Below are 19186 nucleotides of genomic sequence, written 5' to 3' on the forward strand. Positions count from 1 at the left end.
CAGTGTCAGAAGCAGTGGTGTACGCCACCCGTCCGTGCGGTCACCGTTACGTATCGACGGATGTGTACAGGGGTCGCTCTACGCGCGTAGGCGTTAGAGTGCGGAAATGACGAGCCAGACTGCCCACCTGGGGAACACCCCGAGCTCGGACCAGATCCGCCGGGCGCCCAAGGTTCTGCTGCACGACCACCTCGACGGCGGGCTGCGCCCCGCGACCGTCGTCGAACTCGCCCGCGACGCCGGGTACGGCCAGCTCCCCGACACCGATCCGGACAAGCTCGGCCTGTGGTTCCGCGAGGCCGCCGACTCCGGTTCCCTCGAACGGTACCTGGAGACCTTCTCCCACACCGTCGCCGTGATGCAGACCCGGGACGCGCTCGTCCGGGTGGCCCGCGAGTGCGCCGAGGACCTCGCCGCGGACGGGGTCGTCTACGCCGAGGTGCGCTACGCCCCCGAGCAGCACCTGGAGGGCGGGCTGAGCCTGGAGGAGGTCGTCGAGGCCGTCAACGAGGGGTTCCGGGAGGGGGAGAGGAACGCCCTGGCGGCCGGCCGGCGCATCCGGGTCGGCGCCCTGCTCACCGCCATGCGGCACGCGGCCCGCGCCCTGGAGATCGCCGAACTCGCCGACCGCTACCGGGACCTGGGCGTCGTCGGCTTCGACATCGCCGGCGCCGAGGCCGGCTACCCGCCCACCCGGCACCTGGACGCCTTCGAGTACCTGAAGCGGGCCAACAACCACTTCACCATCCACGCCGGCGAGGCGTTCGGCCTGCCGTCCATCTGGCAGGCCCTGCAGTGGTGCGGCGCCGACCGGCTCGGGCACGGGGTGCGCATCATCGACGACATCCAGGTCCACGGGGACGGCACGGTCGAACTCGGGCGGCTGGCCTCGTACGTCCGGGACAAGCGCATCCCGCTGGAGCTCTGCCCGAGCTCCAACCTCCAGACCGGAGCGGCCTCCTCGTACGCCGACCACCCGATCGGGCTGCTGCGCCGGCTGCACTTCCGGGCGACGGTCAACACGGACAACAGATTGATGTCCCACACCAGCATGAGCCGGGAATTCGAGCACCTTGTCGAGGCATTCGGTTACACGCTCGACGACATTCAGTGGTTCTCCGTCAATGCGATGAAATCAGCGTTCATTCCTTTCGATGAACGACTCGCGATGATCAATGACGTGATCAAGCCGGGATATGCGGCGCTGAAATCCGAATGGCTGTTTCAGCAGACCGCCTCCACCAGCGGTTCTTCGGTCACGGAAGGCTGAGCGAGGGACACAGGGGTGCGGACGGGCTTCACAACCCGTCCGCATTTCGATGTTTGCGGCCGACGGCTCGGCATGTTTACGGTCGTGGACCGCTCGGTTCCCTGTCTTCCACACCAAGGACGCATTTCCATGAAGCAGTCTGCCGCCAAGACCCTCGGTGTCGCCGCCCTCGGTGCCGCTTTCGCCGCCGCCGGCGCGGGCGCCGCGAACGCGGCTCCGGCCGTCCCGGACGCCGGTCAGGCGCTGGGCACGGTCAGCCAGGCGCTCCCGACGGAGAACGTCGCCAGGACCCTGCCGGCCGGCCAGGCGCTGAACCAGGCCAGGCCCACGGTCGAGACGGGGCTCGCCGCCGCGCAGCCGGCCGCCCGGAACGCCCTCGGGAACGGCCCGGCCAAGCAGGTGGTCGGGCTGCTCGGCGGTCTGCCGGTGCAGGGCCTGGGCACCCACGGCCTGCCGGTGAACGGCGTCCCGCTGACCTGAGCCGCACGGCCGCCGGCCCGCCGTCGGGGCACACCCGTTGCTTCGGGGTGCGCCCCGACGGCGTTCGCGTACGCGGTCCTTGTGCGTACGGCGGTCACCAGGCCGTACGGGCCTTGTCCTCGGAGGGCAGCAGGATCCACAGCGCGAGGTAGACCACGAACTGCGGGCCCGGCAGCAGGCAGGAGAGCAGGAAGATCACACGCATCGTCGTCGCGGAGGTGCCGAAGCGCCGGGCCAGCGCGGCGCACACTCCACCGATCACGCGGCCGTGGGCCGGGCGGGCAAGGGCGGTCATCTCTTTCGACTCCTTCACCTTCGGGGCGCTCTCGGACGGCCCCTGAGGTTCAATCGTGGCCGGCGCCTGGGAGCAGTGGACCCGGCTGGGCCCCTGCCGGCCGGCCGCCGGGGTGGACAGATCGCTTTGACGACCTCCACGTTACGGAGACGAAGGGGGCAAAACGTCGCTCCAGGGGGCGATGCCGACCCTGGGAATCGTCGGGGTCCGACCCTGAGCCGCGTCCTCCTGCCGCAGGGCCGAACGGTCCCGGCGCTCGGCCCTGCGGCGGAGGCGGGAGCGGGCCGCGGGGACGAGGGCGAGGTGGGCGACGGCCACGCCCACGGTGTTCAGCAGGAGCGTGTCGACGTCCGTCACACGGCCCGGCACGCCGGTCTGCAACAGGGCGATGCCCAGCGAGATCAGGGCGCCCGCCGCGACCGTACGGATCAGGGACGCGGCCGGAGAGGCACAGAGCCGGCCGTGCGCCATGGGCAGCAGGACGCCGAGCGGGGCGAGCAGCCCGAGTCCCGCGCCGATCCGCCGGGCGGCCTCGGGCCAGCCGAGCGCCAGGTCGGCCCGGACGGTGGCGAGCGGGCGCAGATTCGCCGGCATCACCCAGGGGACGTCCAGAGGCCGCAGCGTCAGCCAGGCGACGAGCGCGAGATGGGCGACGAGGAGGACACCCCCTGTCACGCGGACGCGGATCGCGGCGCTGCCGCCGATGGAGCCTTGACGCTGCACGCCCCCCAAGACGCTGCCCCCGGCACGATCGGTTCCGGGAGAGCCGACACGCACCGCAATGAGTCCGGTGCCACACGCGACCGTCACCCGGTCGTCAGGCGGCGGCCACCTCGGTGGACGGCGGCGCGGTGGTGCCGGGCCGGGAGCGGACCTCGTCGGTGCATTCGTAGCGGCGCAGCCGGGAGCCGTCGGGCCCGCCGAGGACCACCGACCCGTCGCCCTCGGCGGCCGCCGAGTCGGACAGCGTGCACACGATCTGGGCGAGGGCGTACGGTGTGAGGCCGGCCGGTGCGGTGCTCAGCCGGAGGGCGTCGTCGGGGTCCTTGGGGTGCGGCCCGGTGACGGTCAGGCCGCCGGGGACGTGCGTGGTGTACCCGGCCGCCTTCTCACTGACCGCCGGCGGCGCGGCGAGCTCGTCCAGCAGCCCCTGCGCCACGATCACGCGCCGGCGCGCGTCCCCCGTGCCCTCCGGCACCCGTACCGTCCGGTCCACGGTCACCAGCGACTGGCCGCAGAGCAGGAACACCTGCACGGGCACGCCGCGCGCGCCCTGCGTGGAAAGGTCGGGCTGGGACAGCGAGCACGGCACCCTGGAGGGGGCGCCGCCGAAGTCGGTGGGCACCTCGGTGGGGCGGATCCCGCAGCCGGTGAGCAGCAGGCCCAGGGCGGGGACCGCCCACAGCAGACGGCGTACGTTCATCGGGCGCCCCCCTTCGAGTCGTTGCCCTTGCCCTTGTCCTGGTCCCCGTCCTGCCCCTTGCCCTTGCCCTTGCCCTTGTCCTGCACCTTGTCCATGCCGCCCTCGGCGGTCTCCTCGGTCAGGTCGGAGGCGTCCCGGGGCAGCCGCAGCGTGAACACCGCGCCGCCGCCCGGGGAGTTGGCGGCGGTGATGTCTCCGCCGTGGATGTGGGCGTTGTTCAGCGCGATGGACAGGCCCAGGCCACTGCCCTCGGAGCGCGGGCGGGAGGCGCTCGCCTTGTAGAACCGGTCGAAGACGTGCGGCAGGACGTCCTCGGGGATGCCCGGCCCGTGGTCGCGGACCTGGATGACGATCTCGGCCGGTTTCGTCCCCTCCGCTGCCGACTCCCGGACCGACACCCGCACCGGCGAGCCGCCGTGCTTGAGCGCGTTGCCGATGAGGTTGGCGAGGATGACGTCCAGCCGGCGCGGGTCGAGGCGGGCGTGGAGGCCGCGCTCGGCGTCCAGCTCCACCGCGTCCAGCCAGGCACGGGCGTCGATGCAGGCGGTGATCTGGTCGGCGATGTCGACGTCGTCCAGGACGAGGCGGGCCGTGCCCGCGTCGAAGCGGGTGACCTCCATCAGGTTCTCGACCAGGTCGTTCAGCCGCCGGGTCTCGCTGACCACGAGCCGGACCGCGGGCTCGATCATCGGGTCGATGCCGCCGCTCTCGGACTCCAGCTCCTCCTCCAGCACCTCCGTCACGGCGGTGATGGCGGTCAGCGGTGTACGCAGCTCATGGCTCATGTCCGCCACGAAACGGCGGGAGGCGTCGTCGCGGGCGGCCATGTCGGCGACCCGCTTCTCCAGCGCCTCGGCCGCGTTGTTGAACGTCCGGGACAGGTCGGCGAGTTCGTCGGTGCCGGACACCCTGAGCCGGGTGTCCAGCCTGCCCTCGCCGAGCCGGCGCGCGGCGACGCCCAGCCGGTGCACCGGTTTCAGCACGGTCGTGGCGGCGGCCTGGGCCAGGAGCGCGGCGCCGATCAGGGCCAGCCCGGTCGCGATCCCCAGTGACCAGGCCAGCGAGTTGAGGTCCTTGGCCTCCGGCTCCAGCGACTTGAGCATGTAGCCGGTCGGGCCGCCCCCGATCACCTTCGTGCCGGCCACGAGGTACGGCGTGCCGTGCTCGACGACGCGCTGCCAGTACAGGTGGTACTGCGACTTGTTGGCCGTGGACAACAGCTGCTGCCGGTTCACCGCGGTGCGCAGCGACTTGGGCACGTCCTCCAGCTCGAAGCCGCTCAGGCCACCGGAGTTGCCGTAGACCGCGTGACCGCTCGCGTCCTGGCCGGCCAGCAGCACGCTGAACCGCTGGCTGCTGCCCGCCATCTGGCCGGCCGTGCGCTGCAGCTGGTCCTGCGTCGGGTGTGCCGGCAGCGCGCCCGCGCGGTTCTGCATCTCCTGCTGGAAATCGCGCAGCACCGCGTCCTGGGCGCGGGTGAGCACCGCCTCGCGGTTGAGCCAGTAGGCGATTCCCGACGCGGACACGGCGGCGGTCAGCGCCACCAGCGCGAAGACGACGACCAGCCTGAGGCGCAGACTCGTGAACCGCAGCCGGGACAGTGCTCCCTTGCGCTCCGCGGCCCAGCCGCGGAGCCCCCCTTGCTGTTCGGTCACAGTGTCTTACCGTTCGCTTCTCCGCCCGCGCGGCGCAGAGGTGCGGCTTTCGTGCTCGGCTGCGGGCCGGTGGCCGCGCGTGCGTCGCTCACGACGGCGCGTCCAGGCGGTAACCGACTCCGCGCACGGTCCGGATCAGGGTCGGGGACGACGGCACGTCCTCGACCTTGGCGCGCAGCCGCTGCACACAGGCGTCCACCAGCCGCGAGTCACCGAGGTAGTCGTGCTCCCACACCAGCCGCAGCAACTGCTGCCGGGACAGCGCCTGCCCCGGCCGCCGGCTCAGCTCCAGCAGCAGCCTCAGCTCGGTCGGGGTCAGCTGGAGGTCCTCGCCGTTCTTCGTCACCGTCATCGCGGCCCGGTCGATGACCAGGCTGCCGAAGGCCGCCGCGTCGTTCGCCTCCCGCTCGCCGCGGCGCAGCACGGCCCGGATCCGGGCGTCCAGCACCCGGCCCTGCACGGGCTTGACGACGTAGTCGTCGGCGCCGGACTCCAGGCCGACCACCACGTCGATGTCGTCGCTGCGCGCGGTGAGCAGAATGATCGGCAACTGGTCGGTGCGCCGGATGCGCCGGCACACCTCGAACCCGTCGATGCCGGGCAGCATCACGTCCAGCACGATCAGGTCCGGCCGCTGCTCGCGCAACAGCTTCAGACCGTCCTCACCGCTGGCAGCGGTGACCACCCGGTGTCCCTGGCGCGTCAGTGAGAGCTCCAGGGCCGTCCGGATGGCGTCGTCGTCCTCGATCAGCAACAGGGAAGGCACGGGCCTCATTCTGGCCCATGCCGGGTCGGGGTTTCGACACTTGGAGCGCTCCCACCCATCTCCCTCGAACCTTCTGCCCCCCGGCGTACGCCTGTGTAGCCGTAACGCTCTGCTCTGTGACCGCGCTGTGCCCCGGCGAGGAGGGGCCCCTGTGACAGGTCTGTGACAGTCGGCGGACACGGCGATGAAGTCGCAGGGGCAGGCTTTTCGGCACAGGCAAGGAAGCAGAACGCAAGCCGCGAGGCGAGCGGGACGAGCAAGACGAGCAAGACGAGCAAGATGCGGTACGAACACCGGAAGTCCACGACGGGGGGCGCGAGATGAACACGCTGCACGGCACCAGCACCAGCGCAGTGGTCACGCGTCTGCACGACGTGACCCGGGGTTCGGAGAAGTCCGGTGCCGGTGGGGGCACCTCCCTGCTCGAGCGTGGCCGGGAGCCTGGGGGAGGGCGGGGGTGCGCTCGCGGTACCGGGCGTCAGCACACCGCGTACATGACGGTGGTTGACGCGCACACGGGGGAAACCCGCGGGGGAACCGCGTACGGGGAGGGCTCGGGGGAGCGCCGCACCCTGTCGGAGGTGGAGTTCACCGCCTACGTCCAGGAGCGCCGCGCCTCCCTGTACGCAACCGCGTACCACCTCACCGGCGACCGCTTCGAGGCCGAGGACCTGCTGCAGAGCGCGCTGTTCTCGACGTACAAGGCGTGGGACCGGATCAGTGACAAGGCGGCCGTGGGCGGATATCTCCGCCGCACCATGACCAACCTGCACATCAGCGCCTGGCGGCGCCGCAAGCTCAACGAGTACCCGACCGAGGAACTGCCGGAGACGCCCGGCGACACGGACGCCATGCGCGGCACCGAGCTGCGCGCGGTCCTGTGGCAGGCGCTGGCCCGGCTGCCCGAACTCCAGCGCACCATGCTGGTCCTGCGCTACTACGAGGGCCGCACGGACCCGGAGATCGCGGAGGTCCTCGGCATCAGCGTCGGCACGGTGAAGTCCAGCATCTGGCGGTCCCTGCGCCGGCTGCGCGAGGACGAGGTCCTCAGCTTCGGCCGTGACCAGGAGGAGTCCTTCGGCGAGCTCGTCGCCTGAGCCGTCCGGAGGTCTGGGGGAACGGGGAAACACGGGGGAAGTACGGGGGAGTACGGGGGAGCAGGACCGGGGGGACCCACGGGGGAAACGGGGGTCCACCGGAAGCACGGGGGAGCATCACCACGGGGGAACGTGGGGGGAGCACCAAGGAAGCGGGACTGGGGGCCGGGGGGTCCATCCAGTCCCGCTTTCGTGCGTACGTCCGTCCGCAGGCGAACGTACCGTCCGTCTGTACGGCGCACGTCCCGTCCGTCTGCACGGAGGACGCCCGCCCTGCGCCGGTTACGCCACCGTACGCGCCTGTGTCTGCCGTCCCGCCGCAGCGGCCGCCAGCCGGCCCAGGGCCTCGTCCCGGTCGCAGGGGCGGGCGCCCAGCGCGACCTGACGGGCGACGATGGAGCGCTCGGCGCGCATCAGCCGCCAGCCCCGGCGCAGCAGGAACGGCACCGACTTGCGGCCCTCCTTCAGGTCCCGCAGGAAACGGCGGCGGAAGGTGGTGACCGGCCCGCGGGTCAGGCACAGCGCGTCGGCCAAGACGCCCAGTTCACGGCAGCGCGCCACGATCTCGGCGGCGAACACGCCCTCCGCGATGAACAGCGGTGTGCGGCCGAGGTGCAGCGCCTCCTCGCCGGTGCGGGCGCTCAGCGCGATGTCGTACACGGGCACGCTCGTGGTGCCCGTCGCGCACAGCCGGGTGATCGCCGCCACCGCCACGTCCGCGTCCCAGGACCCGGGGTGGTCCCAGTCGATGTCCGAACTCCCCGCCACCTGCGGCAGTGTCGGGTCGTCACCTTCCTTGTAGAAGTCGTCGAGGCGCAGTACGGGCAGCCCGGAGCGGGCGGCGACCAGGGACTTGCCGGAGCCGGAGGGGCCGCAGAGCAGCACCACACGGGCGGGTGACGGGGGATGAAGGCTCACGGAACACCAGTTTGACGCATGGTGGCCCGCCTGCCGACCCCGCGGGTCGGCTTTGGAGCGTGGGCTGCGTCTCAACTACCCTGTGCGTCGTTCCCGTTACTCAGCGCATCAGAAGGTGGCACCAGACATGGCTCGACACGCGTCCTTGCCCCACCCCACCGCCCGGCGCGCCCTGGTCGCCCTCGCGACCGCCGGTGCCGCCCTGGGGGTGGGTGCGACGACGGCCGCGGCGGACACCGTTCCCGTCGTGGGCGGGTCGTACCAGCCCGAATCCCTGGGCAACGTCGACTCGCGGGCCGGCGTGAAGGCGCTGACCGGCACGGTCGGTTACGCCACCGGACCGGTCGCCGGCCTGAAGCCGAATCCGCTCGCGGGCACCGGCGTCGACCCGCTGGACAACGGCGTCGGCACCCAGCTCGCCGACTTCAAGCCGCTGACCTCCAAGGCGTTGACCGGCCCGGTGGCCCAGGCCCGCTCGGTCGGCAGCATTCCGGTGCTGGGGCAGGCGGTCGGGTCGGTGCGCTGACCTGCGTCCACCGCCAGGACCACGGACACGCGGAGAGCCGCGCCTGCCCCGGACGGAGGGCGGACGCGGCTCTCGTTCGTGCGGCGCCTCAGTAGGAGGAGCCGGAGGCGCCCAGCGACCCGGTCGGGTGCCAGACCGTCTTGGTCTCAAGGAAGGCCGTCAGGCGGTCGGTGCCCGGAGTCGCAAAGTAATCCACAGGCTGTGGACGCAGCACGCGCTTGAGGTTGTCCGCCGCCGCGATCTCCAGTTCCTTCGCCAGGGTTTCGTCGGCGCCCGCGAGGTCGATCGCGTTGACGTCCTGGTGCGCGGCGAGTGGTGCCGCGATCTCCGCCGTGCGGCCGGAGAGGATGTTGACCACCCCGCCCGGCAGGTCGGAGGTGGCCAGTACCTCGCCGAGGGAGAGGGCGGGAAGGGGGGACCTCTCGCTCGCGACCACGACCGCCGTGTTGCCGGTCGCGATCACCGGGGCGATCACCGAGACCAGGCCCAGGAAGGACGATTCCCGCGGTGCCAGGACGGCCACCACTCCGGTCGGCTCGGGGGAGGAGAGGTTGAAGAAGGGGCCCGCGACCGGGTTGCCGCCGCCCACCACCTGGGCGATCTTGTCGGTCCACCCGGCGTACCAGACCCAGCGGTCGATCGACGCGTCCACGACGGCGGACGCCTTCGGCCTCGAGAGCCCTTCGGCGTCGGCGACCTCGCGGACGAACTGCTCCCTGCGGCCCTCCAGCATCTCCGCGACGCGGTACAGGATCTGGCCCCGGTTGTACGCCGTCGCCCCCGACCAGGCGCCGAACGCCTTGCGCGCGGCGACGACCGCGTCCCGGGCGTCCTTGCGGGACGACAGCGGTACGTTTGCCAGCCAATTGCCCTTCGAGTCCGACACCTCGTACACCCGGCCGCTCTCGGAACGCGGGAACTTCCCGCCGACGTACAGCTTGTAGGTCTTGAAGACCGACAGCCGCGGTTCGGTCCTCTCGGTCCTCTCGGTCCTCTCGGTCCTCTCGGTCCTCTCGGTCCTCTCGGTCCTTTCGGTCTTCTCTGCCTTCTCGGTCTTCACGGACTTCTCAGACATCGAGGTACGCCTCCAGGCCGTGGCGGCCGCCCTCGCGGCCGAAGCCCGACTCCTTGTAGCCGCCGAAGGGCGAGGCCGGGTCGAACTTGTTGAACGTGTTGGACCAGATCACGCCCGCGCGGAGCTTGCCGGCCACCGCCAGGATGCGGGAGCCCTTCTCCGTCCAGATGCCCGCCGACAGGCCGTACGGGGTGTTGTTGGCCTTGGCGACGGCCTCGTCCGGGGTGCGGAAGGTGAGGACCGAGAGCACCGGGCCGAAGATCTCGTCGCGGGCGATGGTGTGCGCCTGGCTGACGTTGGTGAAGAGCGTCGGGGCGAACCAGTAGCCGGACGTCGGGAGTTCGCAGGCGGGGGACCAGCGCTCGGCGCCCTCGGCCTCGCCCTGGTCGGCGAGCGCGGTGATCCGGGCCAGCTGCTCGGCGGAGTTGATCGCGCCGATGTCGGTGTTCTTGTCCAGCGGGTCGCCCAGGCGGAGGGTGGCGAGCCTGCGCTTGAGGGAGTCGAGCAGCTCGTCGTGGATCGACTCCTGGACCAGCAGCCGGGAGCCCGCGCAGCAGACCTGGCCCTGGTTGAAGAAGATGCCGGTGACGATGCCCTCGACGGCCTGGTCGATCGGCGCGTCGTCGAAGACGATGTTGGCGCCCTTGCCGCCCAGTTCGAGGGTGAGCTTCTTGCGGGTGCCCGCGACCGTGCGGGCGATCTCCTTGCCGACCGCCGTGGAGCCGGTGAAGGCGACCTTGTTCACGTCCGGGTGCGCGACGAGCGCGGCGCCCGCGTCGCCGTAGCCGGGGAGGATGTTGACGACGCCCTTGGGCAGGCCCGCCCGGCGGCAGACGTCCGCGAAGAAGAGCGCGGACAGCGGGGTCGTCTCGGCGGGCTTGAGCACCACCGTGTTGCCGGTCGCCAGCGCCGGGGCGATCTTCCACGCCAGCATGAGCAGGGGGAAGTTCCACGGGATGACCTGGCCGGCCACGCCGAGCGGCCGCGGCGACGGTCCAAAGCCGGCGTGCTCCAGCTTGTCCGCCCAGCCCGCGTAGTAGAAGAAGTGAGCCGCGACCAGGGGCAGGTCGGCGTCCCTCGTCTCCTTGATCGGCTTGCCGTTGTCCAGCGTCTCCAGGACCGCGAACTCACGGCTGCGCTCCTGGATGATGCGGGCGATGCGGAAGAGGTACTTGGCGCGCTCGGAGCCGGGCAGCGCCGACCACTTCTCGAAGGCCCTGCGGGCGGCCTTCACCGCGCGGTCCACGTCCGCCTCGCCGGCCTGCGCGACCTCGGAGAGGACCTCCTCGGTGGACGGGCTGACCGTCTTGAAGACCTTGCCCTCGGCCGCCTCGGCGAACTCGCCGTCGATGAACAGGCCGTAGGACGGCGCGATGTCGACGACCGACCGGGACTCGGGAGCCGGTGCGTACTGGAAGGGGGAGAGCGTGTTTTCCGTGTTCATGGGGGTCTCAGTCCACCGTCACGTAGTCGGGGCCGGAGTAGCGGCCGGTGGCCAGCTTCTGACGCTGCATCAGCAGGTCGTTCAGGAGCGAGGATGCGCCGAAGCGGAACCAGTGGTTGTCCAGCCAGTCCCCGCCCGCGGTCTCGTTGACCAGGACCAGGAACTTGATCGCGTCCTTGGTGGTCCGGATGCCGCCGGCCGGCTTCACGCCCACCTGGACGCCGGTCTGCGCCCGGAAGTCCCGTACGGCCTCCAGCATGAGGAGGGTGTTGGCGGGCGTGGCGTTGACCGCGACCTTGCCCGTGGAGGTCTTGATGAAGTCGGCGCCGGCCAGCATGCCGAGCCAGCTCGCGCGGCGGATGTTGTCGTACGTCGACAGCTCGCCGGTCTCGAAGATGACCTTCAGCCGGGCGGACGCCCCGCAGGCCTCCTTCACGGCGACGATCTCGTCGTACACCTTGAGGTACTTGCCCGCGAGGAACGCCCCGCGGTCGATGACCATGTCGATCTCGTCGGCGCCCGCGGCGACCGCCTCGCGGACGTCGGCCAGCTTCACGGTGAGGGAGGCGCGGCCGGCCGGGAACGCGGTGGCGACCGAGGCGACCTTCACGGTGGAGCCGGCGACGGCCTCCTTGGCGACGGCCACCATGTCGGGGTACACGCAGACCGCGGCCGTGGCGGGCGACGTACGGTCCGTCGGGTCGGGATGGACCGCCTTGGCGCCGAGCGCCCGGACCTTGCCCGGGGTGTCCGCGCCTTCCAGCGTCGTCAGGTCGACCATCGAGATGGCGAGGTCGATGGCGTACGCCTTCGCGGTGGTCTTGATGGAACGGGTGCCGAGCGAGGCGGAGCGCGCCTCCAGGCCGACCGCGTCGACGCCGGGCAGCCCGTGCAGGAAGCGGCGCAGCGTGCCGTCGGACGCGGTCACGTCGGCGAGAGCATGTGCGCGTGCGGTGGGTGCAGTGGTGGGCATGGTCACCAGCCGAGCATATCTACGCGCGTAGCGGCTGTACAGCCCCGGGTCCGCATCGGGCGCTCGTCCCACACTCCCGGGCCGCACGGGCACCGCGGATGGGCGGGCCCCCGGGCGTCGGGCAGAATCGGGACCATGACGACGCCCGAGCACCAGTCCCCCGCGCCGCAGCCGCCGGTCCCCGAGTCCACGGATCGGGTCCACCGGTCGTCCGCAGGCATCGCGGGCGGTGTCCTGATGCTCGCCATCGTCCTGTGGCTGGGCTTCGACGCGCTGTTCACCGGCCATGGCCGCACCCCGTGGCTCGCCCTCGCCGCGATGATCCTCGTCGTGCCGCTGGTGATCGCCTTCACCCTGCGCCCGGCCGTCCACGCCAACGACGACCGGCTGCGCATCCGCAACCCCTTCCGCGTGATCGTGCTCCCCTGGGGCCAGATCGCGGCCCTGCGCTCCGGCTACTCGAACGAGGCCATCACCAAGTCCGGCACCAAGTACCAGCTGTGGGCGGTGCCCGTGTCGATGCGGGCGCGCAAGCGGGCGGCCCGGCAGCGGGCGCGGGCCGCCGCCACGGGGGAGCGCGGCGCTGGCGGGCGCGGTGGCGGGTTCGGCCTCGGTGGTCTCGGTGGCGGCGGGTTCGGTGGCGGAGGCGGGCCGGAGGCCCCCGCTCGCGTGGCGGCCGACCAGTACATGAACGACGTGCGCGAGCTGCACGAGAGCCGGGAGAACGCCGAGACGGCTCAGGGCGAGGTGACCGTCCGCTGGGCGTACGAGATCGCGGGGCCGGCCCTCGCCGGTGCGGTGGTGCTGGCGATTCTGCTGGCCGTGGGCTGACGGTCCCCGCGGCGGCTGCCCGCCGCTTCGGCCGTGGTGAACGGCGTACGGGTGCTCCCCTCGAGGGGAGCACCCGTTCCGTTTCCGTGCGCGGGGCGGGAACCCGGGCGGGTGGTCAGATGCCCGCCGCCGCCGACAGGTCCCGCTTGATCGACGCCAGTACCTCGGTGGCCTTCGCGCGCGCCGACGGGAGGCCGGCGTGGGTGGCGACCGGGATCACGACCTCCAGATAGCACTTGAGCTTGGGCTCCGTGCCGCTCGGGCGGACGATGACACGGGCGCCGTCGAGGGTGTAGCGCAGGCCGTCCGTGGGCGGCAGCCGGTCCGTGCCCTGCGTCAGATCCTCGGACCGGACGACGGGCAGGCCCGCCAGTTCGGTCGGGGGCTGCTCGCGCAGCCGGCGCATCGCGTCGGCGATGAGCGAGAGGTCCTGGACACGGACCGAGAGCTGGTCGGTGGCGTGCAGGCCGTGCTCGACGGCGAGGTCGTCGAGGAGGTCCAGGAGCGTGCGGCCCCCGGCGGAGCCGTTGCCGGAGGCCGTGTCCTTGAGCCGCGAGGCCAGTTCGGTGATCAGCAGGGCCGCCGTGATGCCGTCCTTGTCGCGAACCCCGTCGGGGTCGACGCAGTAGCCGAGGGCCTCCTCGTAGCCGTAGCGCAGGCCCTCGACGCGGGCGATCCACTTGAAGCCGGTGAGGGTCTCCTCGTACGGGAGCTTTGCGCTCTCGGCGATGCGGCCGAGGAGGGAGGAGGAGACGATCGACTCCGCGAAGGTGCCCCTCGCGCCGCGGTCGGCCAGATGGGCGGCGAGCAGGGCGCCGACCTCGTCGCCGCGGAGCATGCGCCAGTCCTCGCCGTCCTTGACGGCCACGGCGCAGCGGTCCGCGTCCGGGTCGTTGGCGATGACCAGGTCGGGGCCGGTCTCGCGGGCCTTGGCGAAGGCCAGGTCCATCGCGCCGGGCTCTTCGGGGTTGGGGAAGGAGACGGTGGGGAAGTCCGGGTCCGGCTCGGCCTGTTCGGCGACGAGGTCGGGGGCCGGGAAGCCGGCGCGGGCGAAGGCGGCCAGCAGGACGTCCTTGCCGACGCCGTGCATCGCCGTGTAGACCGTGCGGGCGGTGCGCGGGGATCCGGGGGCGAGCACGGCGTCCGTGCGGGCCAGATAGGCCTCCAGGACGGAGTCGTCGAGGGTCTGCCAGCCGGTGTCCGGGCGGGGCACGTCGTGGAGGCTGCCGATCGCCTCGATTTCCGCGGCGATCTCCGCGTCGGCCGGCGGCACGATCTGCGAACCGTCGCCCAGGTACACCTTGTAGCCGTTGTCGCGGGGCGGGTTGTGGCTCGCGGTGACCTCCACGCCGGCCACCGCGCCCAGGTGCCGGATGGCGAAGGCGAGGACCGGGGTGGGCAGGGGGCGCGGCAGGACGGCGGCGCGCAGGCCGGCGCCGGTCATGACGGCGGCGGTGTCGCGGGCGAAGTCGGCGGACTTGTGGCGGGCGTCGTAGCCGATGACGACGAGGCCGGCGTTCCCGTCCCCGTGGGGGGTCCCGTTCTTCTTGAGGTACGCGGCGAGACCGGCGGCGGCCCGGATGACGACGGCGCGGTTCATGCGCATGGGGCCGGCGCCGAGTTCGCCCCGCAGACCGGCGGTGCCGAACTGGAGGGTGCCGGCGAAGCGGGCGGCGAGTTCCTTGACGTCCCCGGCGTCGATGAGCCCGGCGAGTTCCTCACGGGTCTCGGCGTCGGGGTCCTCGGCCAGCCACGTCCTGGCCCGTGCGATGAGGTCCTGCACGTCTACGTCAGCCTCTCGTGTGGTGTCGGTGGGGGTGCGGTGCGGTGCGGTCGGTGCGTTGGGGCGGCGCGGGTCCTGTGCCGGAGGTCCGGGGTGGGACCCACTCGAATGGCCCGCTCCCGCGGTCCGGCGGCCTTTCCGCCGTGCGCGTTCGTTTCCGGGGTTCTACAGCCGGCCCAGCACCTGTGCCAGCAGCGAGCCCATGCGGGTGGCGCTGTCGCGGCCCGCCTGGAGGACCTCCTCGTGGTTGAGGGGCTCTCCGGTCATGCCGGCGGCGAGGTTGGTGACCAGGGAGATGCCGAGGACCTCGGCGCCGGCCTCGCGGGCGGCGATCGCCTCCAGGACCGTGGACATGCCGACCAGGTCCGCGCCGATGACCCGGGCCATGCGGATCTCGGCCGGCGTCTCGTAGTGCGGACCGGGGAACTGCGCGTAGACGCCCTCCTCGAGGGTGGGGTCGATCTCCTTGCACAGGGCGCGCAGGCGGGGGGAGTAGAGGTCGGTCAGGTCGACGAAGTTGGCGCCGACGATCGGTGAGGTCGCCGTGAGGTTGATGTGGTCGCTGATCAGCACCGGCTGGCCGGGGCGCATGCCCTCGCGCAGGCCGCCGCACCCGTTCGTCAGCACGATGGTCTTGCAGCCGGCCGCGACGGCGGTGCGCACCCCGTGGGCGACGGCGGCCACACCGCGGCCTTCGTAGTAGTGGGTGCGGCCGAGGAAGACCAGGGCGCGCTTGTTCCCCGTGGCGTACGAGCGGATCTTGCCGCCGTGTCCCTCGACCGCCGGCGGCGGGAAGCCGGGCAGCTCGGTGACCTGGAGCTCGGCGTCGGGGGCACCGAGGGCGTCGACGGCCGGAGCCCAGCCGGAGCCCATCACCAGGGCGACGTCGTGGGTCTCGGCGCCGGTGAGTTCCCGCAGGCGCGCGGCGGCGGCGTCGGCGGCGGCGTAGGGGTCGCCCTGGATGTCGTCCGGAAGAAGAGATGCGTTCACGCGCATGAGAGTAGCCGGTATCGGCCTACGCGCGTAGATGACAGAGGTCACGGGAATGCGATCGTTGTCTTGTCGTTTCCGACAACGCGGGTGGCCGGTGGGGTCAGCCCTCGCCCGTGATGAGGACGTCCTTGTCGTTGAAGACCTCGACGATGAAGATCAGCAGCCGGCCGCGGCTGACCGTGTACTCCACCAGGATGTTCTCCGTGAGCCGGATGGTGCGGTCGTCGCCGGTGGAGCTTATCGGCCGGGACACCGGGAGGAAGGGGTCACGCGCGAGGAGGGAGATTCCCTTGTCGAACGCCGTGCGCTGTTCGTGGTCGAGCCGGTCGCGGGCCGCTGCGGCCTGTTCGGTGTAGTAGACGTCGTACGTGATGGGGGACATGGTGCTCTCCCGTTCGTGCGTCGATCATCCCGATTTTACGGGCCCGGCCGCTCAGCAGGGCCGCTTGCGCAGCTCCATCACGTAATCGTGGGGCGCGCCCGCCGACTCGGCCGCATCGGCGATCTCGCCGAGGTAGCGTGCGGACGGCAGGCCGCCCTCGTAGGCGTTGAGGACGTAGACCCAGGCCTGTTCCTCGCCGTCCAGGGTGTGGACGCGGACCCGCATGCGGCGGTAGATGCCCAGTCCCACGCCCTCCCAGCGGTCCAGGGAGTCCTCGTCCATGGGGGCGAGGTCGTAGAGCGCGACGAAGACCTGCGAGATCGGGTCCTCGACCAGGGTCGCCAGGGCGCCCTCCCAGCCCATGTGCTCGCCGCCGAAGGTCAGCCGCCAGCCGTTGAGCCAGCCCGTGGCGCGCAGCGGCGAGTGCGGGGCCCGGCGGGACATGAGCCGCGCGTCGAGATTGCCGGCGTACGAGGCATAGAGCGACATGGGTCGAAGCGTACGGCAGGGGCGCCCGTGTCTCTTCCGGCTCAGAGGTAACAGAACGGGCCCGCCTGTCCCCCCGAGGCGGTAGCACCTTGAACGGTGCGGGACAATGGAGTACGTGACTCGGATCGTGATCATCGGTGGCGGACCCGGCGGATATGAAGCGGCGCTGGTGGCCGCGCAGCTCGGCGCGGAGGTGACCGTCGTCGACTGCGACGGTCTGGGCGGAGCGTCGGTGCTGACCGACTGCGTACCGTCGAAGACCCTTATCGCTACGGCCGAGGTGATGACCACCTTCGACTCCTCCTACGAGGAGCTGGGGATCATCGTCGCCGACGACACCCCGCCGCTGGAGCAGGCCGCCCGGGTCGTGGGCGTCGATCTGGGCAAGGTCAACCGGCGGGTGAAGCGGCTGGCGCTCGCACAGTCGCACGACATCACGGCGTCGGTGACACGGGCCGGGGCGCGGGTCATGCGCGGGCGCGGCCGGCTGGAGGGCGTGCAGGCCCTCGACGGGTCGCGCAAGGTCGTCGTCACGGCGGCCGACGGGAGCGAGGAGACACTCAGGGCCGACGCCGTCCTCATCGCCACCGGCGGTCACCCGCGCGAGCTGCCCGACGCCCAGCCGGACGGCGAGCGCATCCTGAACTGGACCCAGGTCTACGACCTCACCGAGCTGCCCGAGGAGCTCATCGTGGTCGGCTCGGGTGTCACCGGTGCCGAGTTCGCCGGCGCCTACCAGGCGCTCGGGTCGAAGGTCACGCTCGTCTCCTCGCGCGATCGCGTGCTGCCGGGCGAGGACCCGGACGCGGCGGCCGTGCTGGAGGACGTCTTCCGGCGCCGCGGCATGAACGTCATGGCCCGCTCGCGCGCCGCCGCGGCCAAGCGGGTCGGGGACCGGGTGGAGGTGACGCTGGCCGACGGGCGCGTCATCACCGGCTCGCACTGCCTGATGGCCGTCGGCGCCATCCCCAACAGCGCCGGGCTCGGCCTGGAGGAGGCAGGCGTCAAGCTGCGCGACTCCGGTCACATCTGGACCGACAAGGTGTCGCGGACGACGGCTCCGGGTGTGTACGCGGCCGGCGACGTGACCGGTGTCTTCGCGCTCGCGTCGGTCGCGGCGATGCAGGGACGTATCGCCATGTACCACTTCCTGGGCGACGCGGTGGCCCCGCTGAACCTCAAGACGGTCTCGTCCAACGTCTTCACCGACCCCGAGATCGCCACCGTCGGCTACAGCCAGGCCGACGTCGACGCCGGCAAGATCGACGCCCGCTGTGTCAAGCTGCCGCTGCTGCGCAACCCGCGCGCCAAGATGCAGGGCATCCGGGACGGCTTCGTCAAGATCTTCTGCCGTCCGGGCACCGGGATCGTGGTCGGCGGTGTGGTCGTGGCGCCGCGCGCCTCGGAACTGATCCACCCCATCTCGATCGCCGTCGACAACAATCTGACGGTCGAACAGATCGCGAACGCGTTCACCGTGTACCCGTCCCTTTCGGGGTCGATCGCCGAGGTGGCACGACAGTTGCACGGACGGAAGGCGACGGGCGAGGCGTAGGGCCCGCTCCTCGGCCGGATCCGACTCCGCGCTGGTCACGGCGAGTTGTCGGCCGTTCGTACGGCACAGGCGCGGAGACCGGACTCCTATACCACCTCGCGTCCTGCCGTGCGAACAACTTCTGCTATTCGGCGCAAACAGCTGAAAGCAGACGGTCGCTGGGGTTACTGTCAGTTTCGTGTTCGCTGCTGAACGTCGCCAATTGATCCTCGAAATGGTGCGAGCGAACGGTGCCGTGTCGCTCCGTGAACTCGCCCGCGTCGTCCAGACCTCCGAAGTGACCGTACGGCGGGACGTGCGCGCGCTGGAGGCCGAAGGACTCCTCGACCGCCGCCACGGCGGCGCGGTACTCCCGGGTGGGTTCACCCGGGAGTCCGGCTTCCCGCAGAAGTCCCATCTCGCGACCGCGGAGAAGACGGCCATCGCCGACCTCGCCGCGAGCCTCGTCGAAGAGGGCGAGGCGATCGTCGTCGGGGCGGGTACGACCACACAGGAGCTGGCCCGCCGGCTCGCCCGGGTCCCGGGCCTGACCGTGGTCACCAACTCCCTCCTGGTCGCCCAGGCGTTGGCCCATGCCAACCGCGTGGAGGTCGTGATGACCGGCGGCACGCTGCGCGGCTCCAACTACGCGCTCGTCGGCTCGGGAGCCGAGCAGTCGCTGCAGGGCCTGCGGGTGTCCAAGGCCTTCCTCTCGGGGAGCGGGCTGACGGCCGAGCGGGGCCTGTCCACGTCCAACATGCTGTCGGCGTCCGTCGACCGGGCCCTCGTCCAGGCCGCCGCGGAGGTCGTGGTCCTCGCCGACCACACCAAGCTCGGTGCGGACACGATGTTCCAGACCGTCCCGACGGACCTGATCACCCGGCTGGTGACGGACGAGCCCCCGGTCCACGACGACCGCGCGGCCACCGAGCTCCAGGCCCTGGCCGACCAGGGCGTCCAGATCGGTGTGGCCGGGGCCTCGGGACACCCGGTGGGTGATCAGCCCCCGGCGCGCGGCGAGCGCCGCCGGGACGTGCCGCTGCCCGGCCCGCGCCGCAGCCAGGTCACCGGACCGGCCGCGCTGCGCTCCACGACCCTGGGCGGCGAGCAGTCGCCGGGGGCGGAACGGGCGGCCCGGGTGGCGGACCTGCGCAGGCGTTGAGGGGCGCGTTCCGGGGGCGCTGCCGGCCGCCCCGCCGGCGCTGACCAAGCAACGAGGCGCCCGGCGGACTGTCGGTGACAGTCCGCCGGG

Annotated in this window: 20 protein-coding genes; 7 read left to right on the plus strand and 13 right to left on the minus strand. The window is 71.8% G+C overall.

What is annotated here, in order from left to right; genetic code table 11:
* Nucleotides 1–106: 106 nt before the first annotated feature.
* Complete coding sequence (locus tag ACH4UM_RS02055) at nucleotides 107–1270, plus strand: adenosine deaminase (RefSeq protein ID WP_398172524.1); 1164 nt, start codon at nucleotides 107–109, stop codon at nucleotides 1268–1270.
* A 129-nt stretch (nucleotides 1271–1399) separates the two neighbouring features.
* Nucleotides 1400–1750 (plus strand): ATP-binding protein, encoded by a 351-nt coding sequence (locus tag ACH4UM_RS02060; RefSeq protein ID WP_398172526.1) that lies wholly within the window; start codon nucleotides 1400–1402, stop codon nucleotides 1748–1750.
* A 94-nt stretch (nucleotides 1751–1844) separates the two neighbouring features.
* On the opposite strand, the gene ACH4UM_RS02065 is transcribed toward ACH4UM_RS02060, so the two are convergent.
* From ACH4UM_RS02065 to afsQ1, 5 genes are all read right to left on the minus strand, one after another.
* Nucleotides 1845–2045, minus strand: coding sequence for a PspC domain-containing protein (locus ACH4UM_RS02065; RefSeq protein WP_398172528.1), 201 nt, complete (start codon nucleotides 2043–2045; stop codon nucleotides 1845–1847).
* A 141-nt stretch (nucleotides 2046–2186) separates the two neighbouring features.
* The gene (locus tag ACH4UM_RS02070) at nucleotides 2187–2768 is read right to left on the minus strand and encodes a VanZ family protein (RefSeq protein ID WP_398172530.1); all 582 of its coding nucleotides are present in this window, start codon (nucleotides 2766–2768) and stop codon (nucleotides 2187–2189) included.
* Nucleotides 2769–2862: 94 nt separating this feature from the next.
* Nucleotides 2863–3468: a hypothetical protein gene (locus ACH4UM_RS02075; protein WP_398172532.1), complete on the minus strand. Its 606-nt coding sequence runs from the start codon at nucleotides 3466–3468 to the stop codon at nucleotides 2863–2865.
* Nucleotides 3465–5123: an ATP-binding protein gene (locus tag ACH4UM_RS02080; protein ID WP_398172534.1), complete on the minus strand. Its 1659-nt coding sequence runs from the start codon at nucleotides 5121–5123 to the stop codon at nucleotides 3465–3467. The genes ACH4UM_RS02075 and ACH4UM_RS02080 overlap by 4 nt, the downstream gene beginning before the upstream one ends.
* 88 nt (nucleotides 5124–5211) lie before the next feature.
* Nucleotides 5212–5889, minus strand: coding sequence for a two-component system response regulator AfsQ1 (afsQ1, locus tag ACH4UM_RS02085; protein ID WP_398172536.1), 678 nt, complete (start codon nucleotides 5887–5889; stop codon nucleotides 5212–5214).
* A 320-nt stretch (nucleotides 5890–6209) separates the two neighbouring features.
* On the opposite strand from afsQ1, the gene ACH4UM_RS02090 reads away from it, so the two are divergent.
* Nucleotides 6210–6986: a SigE family RNA polymerase sigma factor gene (locus ACH4UM_RS02090; RefSeq protein ID WP_398172538.1), complete on the plus strand. Its 777-nt coding sequence runs from the start codon at nucleotides 6210–6212 to the stop codon at nucleotides 6984–6986.
* Nucleotides 6987–7268: 282 nt separating this feature from the next.
* Here ACH4UM_RS02090 and ACH4UM_RS02095 read toward each other — a convergent pair whose 3' ends face one another.
* Nucleotides 7269–7904 (minus strand): uridine kinase, encoded by a 636-nt coding sequence (locus ACH4UM_RS02095; RefSeq protein ID WP_398172540.1) that lies wholly within the window; start codon nucleotides 7902–7904, stop codon nucleotides 7269–7271.
* Between the two features lie 127 nt (nucleotides 7905–8031).
* Between ACH4UM_RS02095 and ACH4UM_RS02100 the strand changes: the two genes are divergently transcribed.
* Nucleotides 8032–8430, plus strand: a complete 399-nt coding sequence (locus tag ACH4UM_RS02100) for a hypothetical protein (protein WP_398172542.1) — start codon at nucleotides 8032–8034, stop codon at nucleotides 8428–8430.
* An 88-nt stretch (nucleotides 8431–8518) separates the two neighbouring features.
* On the opposite strand, the gene ACH4UM_RS02105 is transcribed toward ACH4UM_RS02100, so the two are convergent.
* The 3 genes from ACH4UM_RS02105 to deoC are packed head-to-tail and all read right to left on the minus strand — an operon-like array spanning nucleotide 8519 to nucleotide 11922.
* Nucleotides 8519–9505: an aldehyde dehydrogenase family protein gene (locus ACH4UM_RS02105; RefSeq protein ID WP_398172544.1), complete on the minus strand. Its 987-nt coding sequence runs from the start codon at nucleotides 9503–9505 to the stop codon at nucleotides 8519–8521.
* Nucleotides 9498–10949 carry an aldehyde dehydrogenase family protein gene (locus ACH4UM_RS02110; protein ID WP_398172546.1) on the minus strand — a complete coding sequence of 484 codons (1452 nt, stop codon included), beginning with the start codon at nucleotides 10947–10949 and terminating at the stop codon, nucleotides 9498–9500. The genes ACH4UM_RS02105 and ACH4UM_RS02110 overlap by 8 nt, the downstream gene beginning before the upstream one ends.
* 7 nt (nucleotides 10950–10956) lie before the next feature.
* Complete coding sequence (gene deoC, locus ACH4UM_RS02115) at nucleotides 10957–11922, minus strand: deoxyribose-phosphate aldolase (protein WP_398173572.1); 966 nt, start codon at nucleotides 11920–11922, stop codon at nucleotides 10957–10959.
* A gap of 135 nt (nucleotides 11923–12057) precedes the next feature.
* On the opposite strand from deoC, the gene ACH4UM_RS02120 reads away from it, so the two are divergent.
* Complete coding sequence (locus ACH4UM_RS02120; protein ID WP_398172548.1) at nucleotides 12058–12753, plus strand: PH domain-containing protein; 696 nt, start codon at nucleotides 12058–12060, stop codon at nucleotides 12751–12753.
* Nucleotides 12754–12868: 115 nt separating this feature from the next.
* Here ACH4UM_RS02120 and ACH4UM_RS02125 read toward each other — a convergent pair whose 3' ends face one another.
* The 4 genes from ACH4UM_RS02125 to ACH4UM_RS02140 all read right to left on the minus strand — a co-directional run bounded on the left by ACH4UM_RS02125 (nucleotide 12869) and on the right by ACH4UM_RS02140 (nucleotide 16400).
* Complete coding sequence (locus tag ACH4UM_RS02125; RefSeq protein WP_398172550.1) at nucleotides 12869–14536, minus strand: phospho-sugar mutase; 1668 nt, start codon at nucleotides 14534–14536, stop codon at nucleotides 12869–12871.
* A 165-nt stretch (nucleotides 14537–14701) separates the two neighbouring features.
* Entirely contained in the window at nucleotides 14702–15526 is an 825-nt protein-coding gene (locus ACH4UM_RS02130; protein WP_398172552.1) for a purine-nucleoside phosphorylase, read from the minus strand.
* Between the two features lie 103 nt (nucleotides 15527–15629).
* The gene (locus tag ACH4UM_RS02135) at nucleotides 15630–15911 is read right to left on the minus strand and encodes a type II toxin-antitoxin system RelE/ParE family toxin (RefSeq protein WP_398172555.1); all 282 of its coding nucleotides are present in this window, start codon (nucleotides 15909–15911) and stop codon (nucleotides 15630–15632) included.
* Nucleotides 15912–15962: 51 nt separating this feature from the next.
* Complete coding sequence (locus tag ACH4UM_RS02140; RefSeq protein WP_398172557.1) at nucleotides 15963–16400, minus strand: gamma-glutamylcyclotransferase; 438 nt, start codon at nucleotides 16398–16400, stop codon at nucleotides 15963–15965.
* Between the two features lie 106 nt (nucleotides 16401–16506).
* Here ACH4UM_RS02140 and ACH4UM_RS02145 point away from each other — a divergent pair, with 106 nt between their 5' ends.
* Nucleotides 16507–17955, plus strand: coding sequence for an NAD(P)H-quinone dehydrogenase (locus tag ACH4UM_RS02145; protein WP_398172559.1), 1449 nt, complete (start codon nucleotides 16507–16509; stop codon nucleotides 17953–17955).
* Between the two features lie 178 nt (nucleotides 17956–18133).
* Nucleotides 18134–19096 (plus strand): DeoR/GlpR family DNA-binding transcription regulator, encoded by a 963-nt coding sequence (locus ACH4UM_RS02150; RefSeq protein ID WP_398172561.1) that lies wholly within the window; start codon nucleotides 18134–18136, stop codon nucleotides 19094–19096.
* The last annotated feature ends 90 nt before the right edge of the window (nucleotides 19097–19186 follow it).

This window comes from Streptomyces sp. NPDC020801, assembly GCF_044334385.1.
In the GTDB taxonomy this organism is placed as follows: Bacteria; Actinomycetota; Actinomycetes; order Streptomycetales; family Streptomycetaceae; genus Streptomyces.

Bases quoted from the DNA above. Each gene is read 5' to 3' on its own strand.
- ACH4UM_RS02090 (WP_398172538.1), top strand. From the start codon at position 6,210: ATGAACACGCTGCACGGCACCAGCACCAGCGCAGTGGTCACGCGTCTG.
- ACH4UM_RS02140 (WP_398172557.1), bottom strand. From the start codon at position 16,400: ATGTCGCTCTATGCCTCGTACGCCGGCAATCTCGACGCGCGGCTCATG.
- ACH4UM_RS02105 (WP_398172544.1), bottom strand. From the start codon at position 9,505: ATGTCTGAGAAGTCCGTGAAGACCGAGAAGGCAGAGAAGACCGAAAGG.
- ACH4UM_RS02075 (WP_398172532.1), bottom strand. From the start codon at position 3,468: ATGAACGTACGCCGTCTGCTGTGGGCGGTCCCCGCCCTGGGCCTGCTG.
- ACH4UM_RS02060 (WP_398172526.1), top strand. From the start codon at position 1,400: ATGAAGCAGTCTGCCGCCAAGACCCTCGGTGTCGCCGCCCTCGGTGCC.
- ACH4UM_RS02145 (WP_398172559.1), top strand. From the start codon at position 16,507: ATGGAGTACGTGACTCGGATCGTGATCATCGGTGGCGGACCCGGCGGA.
- ACH4UM_RS02120 (WP_398172548.1), top strand. From the start codon at position 12,058: ATGACGACGCCCGAGCACCAGTCCCCCGCGCCGCAGCCGCCGGTCCCC.
- ACH4UM_RS02065 (WP_398172528.1), bottom strand. From the start codon at position 2,045: ATGACCGCCCTTGCCCGCCCGGCCCACGGCCGCGTGATCGGTGGAGTG.
- ACH4UM_RS02100 (WP_398172542.1), top strand. From the start codon at position 8,032: ATGGCTCGACACGCGTCCTTGCCCCACCCCACCGCCCGGCGCGCCCTG.
- ACH4UM_RS02135 (WP_398172555.1), bottom strand. From the start codon at position 15,911: ATGTCCCCCATCACGTACGACGTCTACTACACCGAACAGGCCGCAGCG.
- ACH4UM_RS02110 (WP_398172546.1), bottom strand. From the start codon at position 10,949: ATGAACACGGAAAACACGCTCTCCCCCTTCCAGTACGCACCGGCTCCC.
- ACH4UM_RS02055 (WP_398172524.1), top strand. From the start codon at position 107: ATGACGAGCCAGACTGCCCACCTGGGGAACACCCCGAGCTCGGACCAG.
- deoC (WP_398173572.1), bottom strand. From the start codon at position 11,922: ATGCCCACCACTGCACCCACCGCACGCGCACATGCTCTCGCCGACGTG.